The organism is Streptomyces sp. NPDC001194 (assembly GCF_042896985.1).
Taxonomy (GTDB): domain Bacteria; phylum Actinomycetota; class Actinomycetes; order Streptomycetales; family Streptomycetaceae; genus Streptomyces.
Window position 1 is genome coordinate 856163 of sequence record NZ_JBIAXU010000001.1, and the last position, 15153, is coordinate 871315.

General features: G+C 70.0%; 22 protein-coding genes. 10 read left to right on the forward strand and 12 right to left on the reverse strand.

Going from position 1 to position 15153, the window contains the following annotated elements; genetic code table 11:
• Positions 1 to 41: 41 nt before the first annotated feature.
• Positions 42 to 449, reverse strand: coding sequence for an ATP-binding protein (locus ACFY1T_RS04115; protein ID WP_390786838.1), 408 nt, complete (start codon positions 447 to 449; stop codon positions 42 to 44).
• Between the two features lie 156 nt (positions 450 to 605).
• Here ACFY1T_RS04115 and ACFY1T_RS04120 point away from each other — a divergent pair, with 156 nt between their 5' ends.
• The 5 genes from ACFY1T_RS04120 to ACFY1T_RS04140 all read left to right on the forward strand — a co-directional run bounded on the left by ACFY1T_RS04120 (position 606) and on the right by ACFY1T_RS04140 (position 3936).
• The gene (locus tag ACFY1T_RS04120; protein ID WP_390786839.1) at positions 606 to 1466 is read left to right on the forward strand and encodes a helix-turn-helix domain-containing protein; all 861 of its coding nucleotides are present in this window, start codon (positions 606 to 608) and stop codon (positions 1464 to 1466) included.
• A complete protein-coding gene (locus tag ACFY1T_RS04125) occupies positions 1463 to 1654 on the forward strand; it encodes a DUF397 domain-containing protein (protein WP_390786840.1) in 192 nt (63 codons plus the stop codon). Before ACFY1T_RS04120 ends, ACFY1T_RS04125 begins: the two co-directional genes overlap by 4 nt.
• Before the next feature lie 127 nt (positions 1655 to 1781).
• Positions 1782 to 2228 carry a hypothetical protein gene (locus tag ACFY1T_RS04130; RefSeq protein ID WP_390786841.1) on the forward strand — a complete coding sequence of 149 codons (447 nt, stop codon included), beginning with the start codon at positions 1782 to 1784 and terminating at the stop codon, positions 2226 to 2228.
• Complete coding sequence (locus ACFY1T_RS04135; RefSeq protein ID WP_390786842.1) at positions 2225 to 3619, forward strand: hypothetical protein; 1395 nt, start codon at positions 2225 to 2227, stop codon at positions 3617 to 3619. Before ACFY1T_RS04130 ends, ACFY1T_RS04135 begins: the two co-directional genes overlap by 4 nt.
• The gene (locus ACFY1T_RS04140; protein ID WP_390786843.1) at positions 3616 to 3936 is read left to right on the forward strand and encodes a hypothetical protein; all 321 of its coding nucleotides are present in this window, start codon (positions 3616 to 3618) and stop codon (positions 3934 to 3936) included. Before ACFY1T_RS04135 ends, ACFY1T_RS04140 begins: the two co-directional genes overlap by 4 nt.
• Before the next feature lie 53 nt (positions 3937 to 3989).
• Here the strand turns inward: ACFY1T_RS04140 and ACFY1T_RS04145 are convergent, their stop codons facing one another.
• From ACFY1T_RS04145 to ACFY1T_RS04165, 5 genes are all read right to left on the reverse strand, one after another.
• Positions 3990 to 5297, reverse strand: coding sequence for a dicarboxylate/amino acid:cation symporter (locus ACFY1T_RS04145; protein ID WP_390786844.1), 1308 nt, complete (start codon positions 5295 to 5297; stop codon positions 3990 to 3992).
• A 316-nt stretch (positions 5298 to 5613) separates the two neighbouring features.
• Positions 5614 to 5880, reverse strand: coding sequence for a DUF4229 domain-containing protein (locus ACFY1T_RS04150; RefSeq protein WP_051696588.1), 267 nt, complete (start codon positions 5878 to 5880; stop codon positions 5614 to 5616).
• A gap of 144 nt (positions 5881 to 6024) precedes the next feature.
• Entirely contained in the window at positions 6025 to 6546 is a 522-nt protein-coding gene (locus tag ACFY1T_RS04155) for a GNAT family N-acetyltransferase (RefSeq protein ID WP_390786845.1), read from the reverse strand.
• Positions 6547 to 6642: 96 nt separating this feature from the next.
• Positions 6643 to 7806: an aminofutalosine synthase MqnE gene (mqnE, locus tag ACFY1T_RS04160; protein ID WP_229337163.1), complete on the reverse strand. Its 1164-nt coding sequence runs from the start codon at positions 7804 to 7806 to the stop codon at positions 6643 to 6645.
• A gap of 56 nt (positions 7807 to 7862) precedes the next feature.
• Entirely contained in the window at positions 7863 to 8318 is a 456-nt protein-coding gene (locus ACFY1T_RS04165; RefSeq protein ID WP_030864586.1) for an Lrp/AsnC family transcriptional regulator, read from the reverse strand.
• 138 nt (positions 8319 to 8456) lie between these two features.
• Here ACFY1T_RS04165 and ACFY1T_RS04170 point away from each other — a divergent pair, with 138 nt between their 5' ends.
• Positions 8457 to 8597 (forward strand): hypothetical protein, encoded by a 141-nt coding sequence (locus ACFY1T_RS04170; protein ID WP_199813687.1) that lies wholly within the window; start codon positions 8457 to 8459, stop codon positions 8595 to 8597.
• Here ACFY1T_RS04170 and ACFY1T_RS04175 read toward each other — a convergent pair.
• Positions 8594 to 9280, reverse strand: a complete 687-nt coding sequence (locus ACFY1T_RS04175; RefSeq protein ID WP_390786846.1) for a UbiX family flavin prenyltransferase — start codon at positions 9278 to 9280, stop codon at positions 8594 to 8596. The genes ACFY1T_RS04170 and ACFY1T_RS04175 overlap by 4 nt on opposite strands.
• 77 nt (positions 9281 to 9357) lie before the next feature.
• On the opposite strand from ACFY1T_RS04175, the gene ACFY1T_RS04180 reads away from it, so the two are divergent.
• Positions 9358 to 9963 carry a rhomboid family intramembrane serine protease gene (locus ACFY1T_RS04180; RefSeq protein WP_390786847.1) on the forward strand — a complete coding sequence of 202 codons (606 nt, stop codon included), beginning with the start codon at positions 9358 to 9360 and terminating at the stop codon, positions 9961 to 9963.
• A 24-nt stretch (positions 9964 to 9987) separates the two neighbouring features.
• Here the strand turns inward: ACFY1T_RS04180 and mqnP are convergent, their stop codons facing one another.
• The 3 genes from mqnP to ACFY1T_RS04195 are packed head-to-tail and all read right to left on the reverse strand — an operon-like array spanning position 9988 to position 12838.
• Entirely contained in the window at positions 9988 to 10911 is a 924-nt protein-coding gene (gene mqnP, locus ACFY1T_RS04185; RefSeq protein WP_390786848.1) for a menaquinone biosynthesis prenyltransferase MqnP, read from the reverse strand.
• Positions 10908 to 11384, reverse strand: a complete 477-nt coding sequence (locus tag ACFY1T_RS04190) for a hypothetical protein (RefSeq protein WP_390786849.1) — start codon at positions 11382 to 11384, stop codon at positions 10908 to 10910. Before ACFY1T_RS04190 ends, mqnP begins: the two co-directional genes overlap by 4 nt.
• On the reverse strand, positions 11381 to 12838 hold the full coding sequence (locus ACFY1T_RS04195; RefSeq protein ID WP_030864576.1) for a menaquinone biosynthesis decarboxylase: 1458 nt from the start codon (positions 12836 to 12838) through the stop codon (positions 11381 to 11383). The genes ACFY1T_RS04190 and ACFY1T_RS04195 overlap by 4 nt, the downstream gene beginning before the upstream one ends.
• Before the next feature lie 90 nt (positions 12839 to 12928).
• Between ACFY1T_RS04195 and ACFY1T_RS04200 the strand changes: the two genes are divergently transcribed.
• Positions 12929 to 13225 (forward strand): PLD nuclease N-terminal domain-containing protein, encoded by a 297-nt coding sequence (locus ACFY1T_RS04200; RefSeq protein WP_390786850.1) that lies wholly within the window; start codon positions 12929 to 12931, stop codon positions 13223 to 13225.
• A gap of 9 nt (positions 13226 to 13234) precedes the next feature.
• Here ACFY1T_RS04200 and ACFY1T_RS04205 read toward each other — a convergent pair whose 3' ends face one another.
• On the reverse strand, positions 13235 to 13606 hold the full coding sequence (locus ACFY1T_RS04205; protein WP_390786851.1) for a cupin domain-containing protein: 372 nt from the start codon (positions 13604 to 13606) through the stop codon (positions 13235 to 13237).
• 75 nt (positions 13607 to 13681) lie between these two features.
• On the opposite strand from ACFY1T_RS04205, the gene ACFY1T_RS04210 reads away from it, so the two are divergent.
• Entirely contained in the window at positions 13682 to 14161 is a 480-nt protein-coding gene (locus ACFY1T_RS04210; RefSeq protein ID WP_390786852.1) for a MarR family winged helix-turn-helix transcriptional regulator, read from the forward strand.
• 31 nt (positions 14162 to 14192) lie between these two features.
• Entirely contained in the window at positions 14193 to 14663 is a 471-nt protein-coding gene (locus ACFY1T_RS04215) for a hypothetical protein (RefSeq protein WP_390786853.1), read from the forward strand.
• On the opposite strand, the gene ACFY1T_RS04220 is transcribed toward ACFY1T_RS04215, so the two are convergent.
• Positions 14639 to 15148 (reverse strand): SRPBCC domain-containing protein, encoded by a 510-nt coding sequence (locus tag ACFY1T_RS04220; RefSeq protein WP_390786854.1) that lies wholly within the window; start codon positions 15146 to 15148, stop codon positions 14639 to 14641. The two genes, ACFY1T_RS04215 and ACFY1T_RS04220, sit on opposite strands and share 25 nt — an antisense overlap.
• Between the last annotated feature and the right edge of the window lie 5 nt (positions 15149 to 15153).

Here is a 15153-nt window from a genome sequence, read left to right on the forward strand (position 1 = left end):
GTCGGTGGGTTCTTTCCCCCGGTTCTTTGGTTCTTTTGCGTCTAAGGCCGCCGGAACACGAAGGCCCGGGATCCGGCGGCGAGCGACAGCTCCGCCCACACCACCTTGGAGGGGACCGGCCCTTCCCTCACGCCCCAACGGTCGGCCAGCGCTTCGACCAGGACCAGTCCGCGGCCCGTGTCGCGAATCTCCGGGAGGCGGTCACCCCGGGTGTCCGTGACTTCGATCAACAGGGTCTCTGGAGTGACGGTGAGGGACATTTTGAAGTCCCGTCCGGGGACCCGCCCGTGGGTGATCGCGTTGCTGGAGAGCTCGGCGATGATCTGCCCCGGCACCTCGAAAGGCAGCCCCCAGGCGCGGAGTTGTTCGATGGCGAGCATGCGCCCGAGCCGGGCTCCGCGCGGAGTCGCGGACAGCTGGACGTGGAAGTCGACGAGTTGAGGAATCACGTCACTGAGCGTGGCCGTGCGTGCGTACCGTGGGAAGCAACATCGCCTGTACGTCCCGCGTTTGTCCGGCGCTTGTCCAGTGCTGTCACGGCTGTCCGGACCGAGGTGGCGGGTACGGGGCGCTGAGGACATCGGCTCGTCGGAGGTGGGCGCGCAATGGGCGTGGACAGCAGTGACGGTACGGAAGAGCCCGGCTGGGACGTCGACCCGGAGGACGAGCAGGGCGTGGCGGTGGTGGCCGCGCTGGGCCGCCAGCTCAAGGCGTGGCGGGAGTCGGCCGGCATGCGGGCCGCCGATTTCGGGGCGGCCATCCAGTACGGGGAGGACCAGGTCCGCAAGGTCGAGGCGGGCAAGCGGATCCCCCGCCCCGAGTACCTGGACCGTGCCGATGAGGTGCTGGGGGCTGGCGGCAAGATCGCCGCAATGAAGGCCGACCTGGAACAGGTCCGCTACCCGAAGAAGATCCGCGACCTGAAGCAGCGGGAGGCCAAGGCCGTCGAGATCGGCGCCTACAACAACCACAACATCCACGGCCTGCTGCAGACAGAGGAGTACGCGCGGGCGCTCTTCCGCACCTTGCGTCCCGCCTACACACCGGACGAGATGGAACGGATGGTGTCCGCGCGCATGGCGCGGCAGTCCATCTTCCGGCGGTCTCCGGGGCCGGCACTCAGCATTGTCCAGGAAGAGGTGACGCTCCGCCGTCCGATCGGAGGCACAATGGTGCTGCGCGGACAGCTCGAACACCTCTTGGAGGTAGTCCAGTTGCCGAACATCGAGTTCCAGGTGATGCCGACCAACCGTGAGGATCACGCCGGAATGCTGGGTCTGATCCAGTTCCTGAAGTTCGGCGATGGAACGGCGCTGGGCCGAGCCGACGGGGTGTTCCACGGTCGCCCGGTCTCTGATCCCAAGCAACTCCAACTCCTTGAGCTGCGCTATGGCATCATCCGAGCTCAGGCGCTCACGCCCCGGGAGTCGCGGGCCTTCATCGAGGAACTGCTGGGAGAAACATGATCCACCACCACGAGTTGGACTGGTTCAAGAGCAGCTACAGCGACAGCAGTGACGGCAACGACTGCGTCGAGGTGGCCAACACCCCCGGCGCCGTCCTCGTCCGGGACTCCAAGGACATCCAGCGCACCCACCTGACGGTCGGGCCCCGTGCGTGGGCCGGGTTCGTGGCCCACGCCTGCGGCAGCTGACCGCGACAGTCCGACTGCGGCCGATTCCCGCCGCGCATCCTGGAACCGTAAGATCGCCTTCCGCGTCCCTCATGGACATGACCAGTCGAATCTGGTCATGTCCGGTTATCAACTACCCAGGGGACACATGTCGTTCGACGCGGAATGGGCCCAGCACAAGGCCGCCGTCCTCGCGCAGCAGCCGTCGCCCGCCATGCGCCTCAACCACGTACCCGCCGACGCCGGCGTGCCGGGGAGTCCGGCCGGGAGTCTCCTCGCGGGGGCGCAGTCCATCAACGGCAACGCCAACCTGCTGATCGAGATCGCCGCGCTCCTCCACGAGGGGCGGCCGGACGGGGACGCGAGCACCATGGCGCGCGCACCGCGCGCCCATGCCGACGTATCGGCGGAGGCGCTGCGCTTCGCCCGCTTCGCCGACGACCAGTTCAAGGACACGATCAACCTGTTCGCCGCCCTGGCCACCAAGCTCAAGACCACCGGCACCGGCTTCGCGCAGGTGGACGACGGCACCGCCCGCAGCTTCCTCGACGGCATCCTCGACGGGGGCCAGTACGTGAAGCCGGAGTCGAAGTGAGCCTGAGCCACCGCAAGGACGTCCAGTTCCTGGAGGAGTGCAATCCGGCGCTGGTCGAGCGCAACGCGGCCGAGTTCAGGCGGCTGCGGGACCTCCTCGTCCAGGTCGAGGAGCCCGCGCGGCGGGCCGAGACCGGTACGCAGTGGCAGAGCGACGGCAGCCACACGTACACCGACCGGCTGGCTGAGGCGCGCCAGCTCGTGCTGCACATGGCCGAGGGGTACGACAAGGCGGCGAGCGCCCTGCACGCGTACGCGGCGGCCCTGACGACCGCCAAGTCGCACTACGGGAACGGCAAGCGCTCGGAGCGGGCGCTCGCGGCGCTGATCGGCACGAAGGGCACCGCGATCACGCGCACCGCGCAGGAGGCGGAGCCGATGTGCCAGTGGGAGGACATGCGGGCCACCACCGGGGTCATGGACTTCTTCGCCGAGCTGACGATGGACGTGGACGACATCCGCGACGAGGCGAACCGGCTGCACGACGACGCGGGCGGCAGCTTCCACCTGGCCAAGACGGCCGAGGCGGAGGCGCGGAGCGTGTGCGTGCACGCGCTGAAGCAGGCGTACGAGCTGCTGCCGGAGTTCAAGGTGAAGGGCGCCGGCGCGGGCGGGGTCGACGTGTACGCGGCGATGGCCGACATCCGGCGCGAGGCGGCGGAGGCCCGCACGAACCCCCTGACGCACCTGCCGGGTTCCGGCCCGAAGAAGGACATGACGGGGCCGGTGGGGAGCGAGCCGGTCTCGCCCGAGCTGCGGGACATCCGGATGCGGGTGGCGGGGCTGCCCGAGGCGGACGACAACTACTGGGACCCGCCGCAGTCGGACGAGGGACGGGCGGAGTGGATCCGCAACAACAAGGAGATCCTGCGGGCGGCGGCGCAGCGGGCGGGGCTGCCCGAGGAGATGGTGGCCGGCATCGCGTGGAAGGAGGTCGGCGGCCAGCCGGGGATCTTCGACGACGGCGTGGACTTCTTCCGCCGGGCCGCCGACGCCCCCTGGGGGCTGAGCCCGGTCACGGCCGAGAACCTGCCGGACCGGGCGGGCGGCAAGCCGGACGAGACCTCGTTCGGGCCGATCGCGGTGCAGCTGCGGCGCGGGGCGGAGGTGCTGGGCTACGACCCGGAGAACCTGACGGACCAGCAGCGCAACGTGGTGAAGTCCGCGCTCCAGGACCCGAAGCAGAACGCGTTCATCGCGGCGGGGTTCCTGGCGCAGATCAAGGAGGAGACGGGGTACGCGAACGTACCGGCGGACCAGCTGACCGAGGCGCAGATGCAGGAGATCGCCGCCCGGTACAACGGCGGCCCGTACTGGGAGTCGAAGAAGGCCCAGGACTACGGCGATGATTTCCGGAACAACCTCGGCAACGTGAAGAAGGCGATGCAATGACGTACGGGCGCGAGAGCGTCGACCTGCCCGAGGACCGGGGCTGCCTCCAGTGGGTGCTGGGCGTCCCGCTGGTCCTCGTCTACCTGCCTGCGGTGTACATCTGCGTCCTCCTGCTGGCCGCAGACCCGATCGCGCCTGCCGACCGGCACACGCGCGACGACCTCTACGCGATGGGCGCTGTCGCGCTGTGCATCTGCTTCGCCGGGCTGCTCCTCTCGCTCCTCCCCGTCTACCGCCGGACGATGAACCGCTGGTGGTACGCCGTACCGGTGGCGCTCGGCGCGATCGCCTACTTCGGCGGGGTGTCCCCGGGCTGAACGCACCGCGGCCCCCGCCCTGGCAGGGCGGGGGCCGCGGGTGGGTGGGACGGTCAGGCCGCCACCGCTACCGGGGTGCGCTCGTCCAGCGGGGAGGACGAGGCCGTCTCGTAGGCCTTCTTGTCCAGGATTCCCTCGCGGGCCGCGACCACGACCGGGACCAGGGCCTGGCCTGCGACGTTGGTGGCGGTGCGCATCATGTCGAGGATCGGGTCGATCGCCATCAGCAGGCCGACGCCCTCCAGGGGCAGGCCCAGGGTGGAGAGGGTCAGGGTCAGCATGACCGTGGCGCCCGTCAGGCCGGCCGTGGCGGCCGAGCCGACGACCGAGACGAAGGCGATCAGCAGGTAGTCGGTGACCGTCAGCTGCACGTCGAAGATCTGCGCGATGAAGATCGCGGCGAGTGCCGGGTAGATCGCGGCGCAGCCGTCCATCTTCGTCGTCGCGCCGAACGGGACGGCGAAGGAGGCGTACTCCTTCGGGACGCCGAGGCGCTCGGTGACCTTCTGGGTGACCGGCATCGTGCCGACCGAGGAGCGGGAGACGAAGGCCAGCTGGATCGCGGGCCAGGCGCCCTTGAAGAACTGGATCGGGTTGACCTTGGCGACCGTGGCGAGGAGCAGCGGGTAGACGCCGAACATCACGAGCGCGGAGCCGACGTACACGTCCGCGGTGAAGGTCGCGTACTTGCCGATGAGCTCCCAGCCGTACGAGGCGATCGCGGTGCCGATCAGGCCGACGGTGCCGATGGGGGCGAGGCGGATGACCCACCACAGGGCCTTCTGGAGGAGCTCCAGGACCGACTCGGCGACGGTGAGCAGCGGCTGGGCCTTGTCACCGAGCTGGAGGGCGGCGATGCCGGCGACGGCGGCCATGAAGACGATCTGGAGCACGTTCAGCTCGGTGAACGGCGTGATGACGTCCGTCGGCACGATGCCGGTCAGGAAGTCGAGCCAGGAGCCCGTGCGCTTGGGCAGCTTGCCGTCCTGCGGGGTGAGGCCGGTGCCGGCGCCCGGGTTGGTCAGCAGGCCGATCGCGAGGCCGATGCCGACGGCGATCAGCGAGGTGATCATGAACCAGAGCAGCGTGCGCGAGGCGAGGCGGGCGGCGTTGTTCACCTTCCGCAGGTTGGTGATCGACACCAGGATCGCGAAGAAGACGAGCGGGGCCACGGCCAGCTTCAGCAGCTGGACGAATATGTCGCCGACCTGCTCCAGGGTCTTGGCGAGCCAGCTGACGTCCTGGCTGCGGGCGAGCCAGCCGAACAGGACGCCGAGCACGAGACCGGTGACGATCTGGGCCCAGAACGGGAACTTGAAAGAGGCCTTGGCGGGGGCCTGAGGGGTCGCGGACACGGACACACTCCGGGGGTGATGCGCAAAGAAGGGGGGAAGAGAAGAAGAACGGCGTGGGCTCAGCGACAGCCACAACAGGCCGCGGACACGCGGCGGCAGAGGTCGACGTGCAGGCGCGCCACGAGCGGGACGCTCGGGGTCATTTCGTGCGCAACTGTGGCCAACATGTTTAACACGCTAACACTTTCCCTTTGAGGATCTCAAAGGTGCACTTTGAGTCAGAGGGAGCGGCGCCCCCCGGCACACCCCGGAAACGCCGAACCGCCCCAGCACACGGGGGAGTCCCGGGTGCTGGGGCGGTTCGGTGTGTGAGGAAGCTAACTCAGGCGCGGGCGGCGTCGTCCGCCGCGTCCTCCTGCGAGCGGTTCGCGGCGAGCTTCTCCTTCGCGCCCGCGACGCGTCCCGAGATCTGCGCGGACATCTCGTCGCGCTGCTTGCGCAGCAGTACGAAGGAGAGCGGCGCGGAGATCACCAGGGCGAGCAGCACGACCCAGGCGGGGTTGGCGTCGCCGAGACCGGCGGGCACCCAGCCCACGTTGACCAGGACCGCGACCAGGACGAGGCATCCGACGAAGATGCCCAGCCGCATCGCGGTGTAGCGGATCGTCGCGCTCGGCTTGAGGGACACGGTGACCCCTTCTCTCTCGTCGGTACTCGCACTCGGTCGACTGCGTGCCCGTCCAGTGAAGCACGGCGCAGGTGCGGACAAACCCGCCGGGGTCGTCCGCCGGGGTCAGTGCAGCGGCAGGAGCATCGTGATGTCGTCGCGGTCGTCGCCCGGGGCCACCCGGATGCCGCCCGGGACGCGGCCGACCTCCTTGTAGCCGCAGGCCGCGTAGAAGTGCTCCAGCCCCATGCCGCCGCGGCAGGACAGGCGGATGGCTTCGACGCCGTCCATCGCGCGGGCGGAGTCGGCGGACGCGGCCATCAGCCGGCGGCCGTAGCCCCGGCCCTGACGGTCCGGGTGGACCATCACCGTGTAGAGCCAGATCCAGTGGCCCATCAGGGCGTGCCGGTTGAGCCCGAGGAAGGCGGCGGCGGCCAGCCCGTCCCCGTCGTGGCCCACCAGGAGCCGCATCTGACCATCGGCGATCATGCCGAGCTGCTTGATCAGCTGGGGGCGGACGTCGTCCCGGGCGACCGGCGGGACGAAACCCACGGCTCCGCCGGCGTTGGACGCGTCCGTCCACAGGTCGAGGAGGGCCTCGTGCAGCGCCGGGTCGATCTGCGGATCCAGAGTGAACGTAAGGGTCATTGCTGAAGAGTATCTATTACCCCTGGGGGTGGTCCAGCAAAAAGCGCCCCGGTCCGACATGCGGACCAGGGCGCTCTCGAGCACGACGGCAGGGCGTCAGACGCGCATCGCCTGCGGGGTCTCGCGCAGGTCCGCGTCCGGGCCCGGGTACTCGCGGATGATCTCGTAGCGCGTGTTGCGCTCGACCGGGCGGAAGCCGGCCTCGCGGATCAGCTCCAGCAGGTCGTCACGGCCCAGCTTGTTCGGCGTGCCGTAGTTGTCCGCATCGTGCGTGATCTTGTACTCGACGACCGAGCCGTCCATGTCGTCCGCGCCGTGCTGGAGGGCCAGCTGGGCGGTCTGCACGCCGTGCATGACCCAGAAGACCTTGACGTGCGGCACGTTGTCGAACAGCAGCCGGGAGACGGCGAAGGTCTTCAGCGCCTCGGCGCCGGTCGCCATCGTCGTACGGGCCTGCAGCTTGTTGCGGACCTTCCCGTCCTGCATGTCCACGAAGTCGTGCTGGTAGCGCAGCGGGATGAAGACCTGGAAGCCGCCGGTCTCGTCCTGGAGCTCGCGCAGCCGCAGCACGTGGTCCACGCGGTGGCGCGGCTCCTCGATGTGCCCGTAGAGCATGGTCGAGGGGGTCTTGAGGCCCTTCGAGTGCGCCAGGCGGTGGATGCGCGACCAGTCTTCCCAGTGGGTCTTGTGGTCCACGATGTGCTGGCGGACCTCCCAGTCGAAGATCTCCGCGCCGCCGCCGGTGAGCGACTCCAGACCGGCCTCGATCAGTTCGTCCAGGATGTCGGAGGCCGACATGCCGGAGATCGTCTCGAAGTGGTGGATCTCGGTCGCCGTGAACGCCTTCAGCGAGACGTTCGGCAGCGCCTCCTTCAGTGCGGAGAGCGAGCGCGGGTAGTACCGCCACGGCAGGCTCGGGTGCAGGCCGTTGACGATGTGCAGCTCGGTGAGGTTCTCGTTCTCCATGGCCTTGGCCAGGCGCACGGCTTCCTCGATGCGCATCGTGTACGCGTCCTTCTCGCCCGGCTTGCGCTGGAACGAGCAGTAGGCGCACGAGGCGGTGCACACGTTCGTCATGTTGAGGTGGCGGTTGACGTTGAAGTGGACGACGTCGCCGTTCTTGCGCGTGCGCACCTCGTGGGCGAGGCCGCCCAGCCAGGCCAGATCGTCGGACTCGTAGAGGGCGATGCCGTCCTCACGGGTCAGCCGCTCGCCGGAGCGAACCTTGTCCTCCAGCTCACGCTTGAGCCCAGCGTCCATTCCGGTCGTCTCCTCTACGGGTCCTGTCCTGCCTGCAACCGCCACCCACCGTACTCTTAGCGCTCTTCGGGCAGGTCCCCGACCCGGTTCTCCCACTTCGTGGAGAGCACGATGGTGGTACGGGTGCGCGAGACGCCCTTGGTCCCGGAGAGCTTGCGGATGATCCGCTCCAGCCCGTCCACGTCGCCCGCGCGGACCTTGAGCATGTACGAGTCGTCGCCGGCGATGAACCAGCAGTCCTCGATCTCCGCCAGGTCCCGCAGGCGGCGGGCCACGTCCTCGTGGTCCGCGGCGTCGGAGAGGGAGATGCCGATGAGCGCCGTGACGCCCAGGCCGAGCGAGGCCGCGTTGACGGTCGCGCGGTAGCCGGTGATCACGCCGGCCGACTCGAGCCGGTTGATCCGGTCGGTGACGCTGGGGCCGGAGAGGCCCACGAGCCGGCCCAGCTCCGCGTACGAGGCACGTCCGTTCTCACGAAGTGCCTGGATGAGCTGCCTATCCACCGCGTCCATATACCTGGAGCCTTCCATTATTCGGCGATCCCGCAAGTTTACGTATAGAATCAAAGGCGCACAGGGTCAACACCCTGTGAATCTTTCAACAGATCGGCGATGATCTCGCTGGTCTGACGACATCAGGAGTGGTTCACCGTGTACACGATCGAGATGGCCTACGCGCACATGCGACAGCTCCAGGAGCTGGCCAACCGATCCCGCACCGACCAGCCCGCCGCCGCCCACCGCGTCGACCGGACCCGCAAGCAGGGCGCCCTCCGCGCCAAGAAGCGCTAGTCACCGCTTGCCTCCCGGGGGCGGGACGCTCCACCGAGCTCCCCCTCCCACCTGCGGTACAGCCGGTGCGGCACCCCTGCCGCGTCCAGCACCCGCCCCGCGACGAAATCCACCAGGTCCTGGATGTGCGTCGCACCCGCGTAGAACGCCGGAGAGGCGGGCAGCACCACTGCGCCCGCCTCGTCCAGCGCCACCAGATGCCTGAGCGTCTGCCCGTTCAGCGGGGTCTCCCGCACCGCGACCACCAGTCGCCGCCGCTCCTTGAGCGTCACGCTCGCGACGCGCTGGAGCAGGTCCTTCGACAGCCCGAGCGCCACCCCCGCGACGCAGGCCGTGGACGCCGGCACGATCAGCATCCCCTTCACGGGGTACGAGCCCGAACTCGGCCCTGCGGCCAGGTCTCCGGCCCCCCAGTAGCGGACGTCGTCCAGTTCCGGCCGCGGATGCGTCGCGGGCTTGCCGTCCGCTCCGCGTTCCAGCCAGGCCGCGAGATCGTCGCGCCAGTGCGCGTCGCGGAACGCGATTCCCGTCTCGTCGAGGAGGGTCAGCCGCGAGGCACGGCTGACCACGAGGTCCACACTCTCCCCCGCCGCCAGCAGTGCGCGGATCACCGCCGCCGCGTACGGCGTCCCGGACGCCCCGGAAACCCCGACCACCCACGGGGTGCGCTTGCCGTCAGTCATAGCTCCGAGACTATCCGGCCACCGGCGGACGACGCTGAGTAAGGTGTCCCGAGCGTCGAAAGCAGGGGGATCAGGACATGGCCGAAATACCGGGGGACGTACGGCTCGAGGCGTGGAGCCAGGGGGATCGGGCCATGGCCGCCGGGAAGCTGATGCTGGGCTGGGTGGGCCTGCTCTGGCTGGTCGAGGTGGTGGATCTGGCCACCGGGCACGCGCTGGACGCGTACGGGATCGTCCCGCGGACCGCGGACGGGCTGAGCGGGATCCCGCTGGCGCCGTTCCTCCACTTCGGGTTCGACCACGTGGCGTCGAACAGCGTGCCGCTGCTGGTGCTGGGCTTCGTCGCCGCGCTGAGCGGGATACGGCGGTTCCTGGCGCTGTGCGCGGTGCTCGTGGTGGCGGACGGGCTCGGGGTGTGGCTCGTCTCCGGGTCGAACACCGTGACCGCCGGGGCATCCGGGCTGGTCTTCGGGCTGTTCGGCTACCTGCTGGTGCGCGGGTTCGTCGAGCGCCGGGTACTGGGCGTGCTGGTCGGCGTCGCGATCGCCGCGTACTGGGGGACGGGGATCCTGACGGGCATCCTGCCGACGAACACCACGGTCAGCTGGCAGGGGCACCTCTTCGGCCTCGTGGCGGGCATCGCCGCCGCGTTCCGCTTCCCCGGCCGCAGGGCCCGGGCGTAGGGGTTGTCCTGCCCGGGCCCTGCGCTACAGGGTCAGTCCCCGGGCCACCAGGTCGGCCAGGGCGCAGACGAACAGGGCCATGCCGATGAAGCCGTTGACCGTGAAGAAGGCGCGGTTCAGGCGGGACAGGTCGTGCGGCTTCACGATCGTGTGCTCGTAGAGGAAGGCCGCCACGACGATCACCAGGCCCGCCCAGAAGAACGGGCCGGCCTCCGTCTCCACCGCGTACCACGCCAGCAGGGCCGTGGTCACGACGTGCGCGCCGCGTGCGCCCCACAGGGCCGCCGGGACGCCGAAGCGGGCCGGGACCGACTTCACGCCGTCCGCGCGGTCGGCGGCCACGTCCTGGCAAGCGAAGATCAGGTCGAAGCCGCCGATCCAGACGCCGACCGCCAGGCCCAGGATCACCGCGTCCCAGGACCACTCGCCCGTCACGGCCAGCCACGCGCCGACCGGTCCCATCGCCTGGGCCAGGCCCAGGATCGCGTGCGGGAAGTTCGTGAACCGCTTGCCGTACGGGTACACCACCATCGGGATCACCGCGATCGGTGCCAGCGCCAGGCACAGCGGGTTCAGCAGCGCCGCCGAGCCGAGGAACACGGCCAGCGCGATCCCGGCCCCGGTCCAGGCCGACCGTACGGACACGGCGCCCGTGACGAGCTCGCGGCCGGCGGTCCGCGGGTTCCGGGCGTCGATCTCGCGGTCGATGATCCGGTTCGCGGCCATCGCGAAGGTGCGCAGGCCCACCATGCAGACGGTGACGAGCAGCAGCTCGGGCCAGTGCATGGTGCGGTCGAGCCGGAACATGGCCGTCAGCGCCGCGATGTACGCGAAGGGCAGTGCGAAGACCGAGTGCTCGATCATCACGAGCCGCAGGAACGCCTTGACCTTGCCGGTCGGCTGCGGCGCCGGGCCGGACCCGAGCACCCCGTCGGCGGTCGTCATCATGCGATTGCTCTCCGGAAGTCTTCGAGGTCGGCCAGGAGCTGCGCCGCCGGGAGTGCGCCGAGTTCCACGGTCCGGGGGGCGGCGGCGCCGTCCTCCTCGTCCTCGGGCGGGGTGACCCGGGCGGTCAGCCGCCAGGCGCCGGCCGCCGGGCGGGCGTCGATGCCCAGGAAGTCCCCGGCCTCGACCGTGAACGGCCCGCCCGAGGCCAGGGCGGCCTGGAGCTGCTCCGCGAAGCCGTCCGCCTCGACGTCCCGAGCGCCGGGGAGTTCGAACTCGCCGTGGCCGGGGCCGTCCTCGTACATCAGCGTCCACACGTCGCCGGATCCGGCGAACTCCTCGGGCGTGACGCCCGCCTGCTCGGCGGCCAGCCGCACGCCCGGGTCCGCCGGGTCGATCTTCGGGCGCAGCAGGGCCACGTAGACGTCGCCGGCGCCGAGGAAGAGCTCGGGACCCTCCACGACAATCGGGCTCACAGGCCGTACTCCTTCCAGCGGCGGTCCACCAGGGCCGCCGTCGCGGGGTCGGACTCCACCATGTCGGGCCAGCCGCCGTCGCGGGTGTAGCCCTCCTCGGGGAGCTTCTTGGTCGCGTCGATGCCCGCCTTGCCGCCCCAGAACTGCTGGTACGAGGCGTGGTCGAGGTGGTCGACCGGGCCCTCGACCACCGTGAGGTCGCGGGAGTAGTCCGTGTTGCCGAGCGCCCGCCAGGACACCTCGTGCAGGTCGTGGACGTCGCAGTCGGAGTCCACGACGATGATCAGCTTGGTCAGCGACATCATGTGGGCGCCCCAGATGGCGTGCATGACCTTCTGGGCGTGCTTCGGGTACTTCTTGTCGATCGAGACGATCGCGCAGTTGTGGAAGCCGCCCGACTCGGGCAGGTGGTAGTCCACGATGTCCGGCACGATGATCTTGAGGAGGGGGAGGAAGAAACGCTCCGTCGCGCGACCGAGCGGGCCGTCCTCCGTGGGCGGGCGGCCGACGACGATCGACTGGATCAGCGGGCGCTTGCGCATCGTCACGCAGTCGATCTTCAGGGCCGGGAAGGGCTCCTGCGGGGTGTAGAAGCCCGTGTGGTCGCCGAAGGGGCCCTCGGGGAGCGTCTCCCCCGGTTCCAGCCAGCCCTCGATGACGACCTCGGCGTTGGCCGGGACCTGGAGCGGGACGGTCTTGCAGTCGACCATCTCGATGCGCTTGCCCGCGACGAACCCGGCGAAGAGGTACTCGTCGATGTCGCCGGGCAGCGGCGCGGTCGACGCGTACGTCACGGCCGGCGGGCAGCCGAAGGCGATCGCGACCGGGAGGCGCTCGCCGCGCTTGGCGGCCACCGCGTAGTGGTTGCGGCTGTCCTTGTGGATCTGCCAGTGCATGCCGATGGTGCGCTTGTCGTGGCGCTGGAGGCGGTAGAGGCCGAGGTTGCGCACGCCGGTCTCGGGGTGCTTGGTGTGGGTGAGGCCGAGGTTGAAGAAGGACCCGCCGTCCTTGGGCCAGGTGAAGAGGGCCGGGAGCCGGTCCAGGTCCACGTCGTCGCCGGTGAGGACGACCTCCTGGACGGGCGCGGACTCGCCCTTCACCTTCTTCGGCGGCACGTGGACCATCGAGCCGAGCTTGCCGAAGGCCTCGCGGACGCCGATGAAGCCCTGAGGGAGCTCCGGCTTGAGCAGGCCGCCGATCTTCTCGCTGATCTCGCCGTACGACTTGAGGCCGAGGGCCTTGAGGAGGCGGCGGTCGGTCCCGAAGACGTTCATGGCCAGCGGCATCGCCGAGCCCTTGACGTTCTCGAAGAGGAGGGCGGGACCCCCCGCCTTGTTCACTCTGTCGACGATCTCCCCGACCTCCAGGTACGGGTCGACTTCGGCCTTGATGCGCTTGAGGTCGCCCTCTCGCTCCAGAGCCCGGAGCAGCGAGCGGAGATCGTCGTAAGCCATAGGGGCCAGTATCCGTCACCGGCTAGCCTGGGAGTGTCACCGGGGCCCGAGGCGGGTCCCCCGTCACTGCTGGGGAGTCGGTCCCACACCGTGCTGCGCTATCTGCCGTTCCTGCTGATCATCGCGCTGACCATCTACGCCTTCATCGACTGCCTGAACACGCCGGAGGAGGAGGTCAAGCACCTCCCCAAGGTGGTCTGGGTGATCATCATCCTGCTGTTCTCGATCGTCGGACCGGTGGTGTGGCTCTTCGCGGGCCGGCAGCGCTCCGCGGTCGGCGGCGGCCGCTCGAGCCGCACGCAGTGGATCGCTCCCGACGACAACCCCGAGTTCCTGCGCTCCCTGAACGAGGACCGGGACAAGGACCGGGACAAGGACAAGGACTGACCGTCCGCCTCACCGGGTCCAGGGCAGGACGCGGGGTTCCGCTTCGCCCGGGACCGTGACGAGGCCGTCGGAGCGCATCGCCACGTACGCCTCGGCCGCCTCCGGGGCGTGGACGCGGCGCAGTGCGTGCGGCGGGAGGACCAGGGTGTCACCCGCCGCGACCCTCTCCGTGCGTCCGGCCGAGGTGACGTCCAGGGCGCCGGCGGTGACCGTCCACACCTGCTCGCGGTCGACGGAGTGCTCGGGGCCACGGGCGCCGGCCGCCATGGCGACGTGCCAGGTGCTGAGTTCGGCGCTGCCCCGGCCGGGCGCGGCCAGGCCGGTCATGACCGCGTTGGGGGTCGTGGTGACGTGGTCGGGTGAGGTCGTGATGACGCGCATGCGGAGATCCCTCGTTCTGAGTCAAGCGACTTTACTTACTCCACGAGTAAAGCACCTTGACCCATCCGTGTCACCATGTTTTCCGTGACGAGAAAAGAAGAGACCGACGGCATCGAGCTCGGCTTCCTGCTCGGCCTCGGCTTCCAGCTGCTCATCGGCGAGTTCACCCGGCGGCTCGACGCGGCCGGGTACGGGGACCTGCGGCCCGCGCACGGCATGGCCTTCCAGGTGCTCAAGGGGGGCGGGGCCACCGGCACCGAACTCGGCGAGCGGCTCGGGGTGACCAAGCAGGCCGCCGGGCAGCTCGTGGACGACCTGGAGAAGCGGGGCTACGTACGGCGCGAGCCGCACCCCGAGGGCGGGCGGCGCAAGCTGGTGGTCCTGACCCGGGCCGCGGAGGAGCACCTCGCCGTCGCCGGGCGGGTCCTGCACGAGCTGGAGGCCGAGCTCGGCACCCGCGTCGACCTCCCCGTCCTGCGCCGGGAGCTGACCGGCCTGCTGCACGCCCTGGCGGGGGACGGGGAGCTTCCGCCCCTGCGGCCCGTGTGGCATTGAACGCGTTCAATGCGGCTGCAAGAATGGGCGGATGCCGAGGAACAGCGGGGGTCCGCGGGTCGTCGACACGATCCTGCGCAATCTCCTCGCGTACGGGGTCGCCGTCGCCGCCCTGCTCGCCATGGCCGGGGGCAATCCGCACATCGCCCGCTCCACCCCCGCCGTCTACGACGCGCGCACCGACGAGATCGTCGGCACCTGGCGCTGCATCGAGGGCACCGAGGTGGTCTTCCGGGCCGACGGGAGCGCGACCGTCACCCTCCTGAACGGTCAGGAGCGGGACTACGACCACGGCTGGCGGCTCTCCGGAACCGGCACCTGGAAGCTCATCAGCCGGGAGCCCGCGGGCTGGAACTACGGCCAGCACGTGCGCCTGCGCCTGCCCGACCTCTACAAGTGGACCTTCGAGATGCGCCGCGACCAGCGCCAGACGCTGGAGCTGTACTTCTTCTACGGCGATCCGGACGCGCGCAGCGCCTACGTCCTGGAGAAGGACCCGTAGGTCGCGCGCAGCTCGGCCCAGCGGGCGTCGGTCCACCGGGACCAGTCCGCCGGATGGCCCTGAAGGGCCGCTTCCAGCAGCTCGAAGTGGTGGTGCCAGCCGGCCAGGCAGTCGAGGCGGTCCTCGGCCGTCCCGGCCCGCTCGTTCAGGAAGCGGATCACGGTCGAGTCCGTGCCGACCGCCTCCAGGTGGAAGCGGATCCGGCCGTGCTCGCTCACCGTGTACTCGACGACCCGCTCGACGTCCCACGCCGTGACGTGGCCGGAGACCGTCGTCCCGCCGCTGCGCCAGTGCAGCGTGACGGCCCCGCCGAGCCTGCGCTCCAGGACGTCCGCCGCGGCCAGCCAGCCGCGCAGCCCCTCGGCCGTGGTCAGCGCCGGCCACACGGCCTCGTACGCGCACGGCACGTGCACCTCGAAGCGCAGCAGCCAGCGGCCCTCGCCGCGGCTCTCGCTGGTGGCATGACTCACCGGTGTCGGTGTCATGCCAC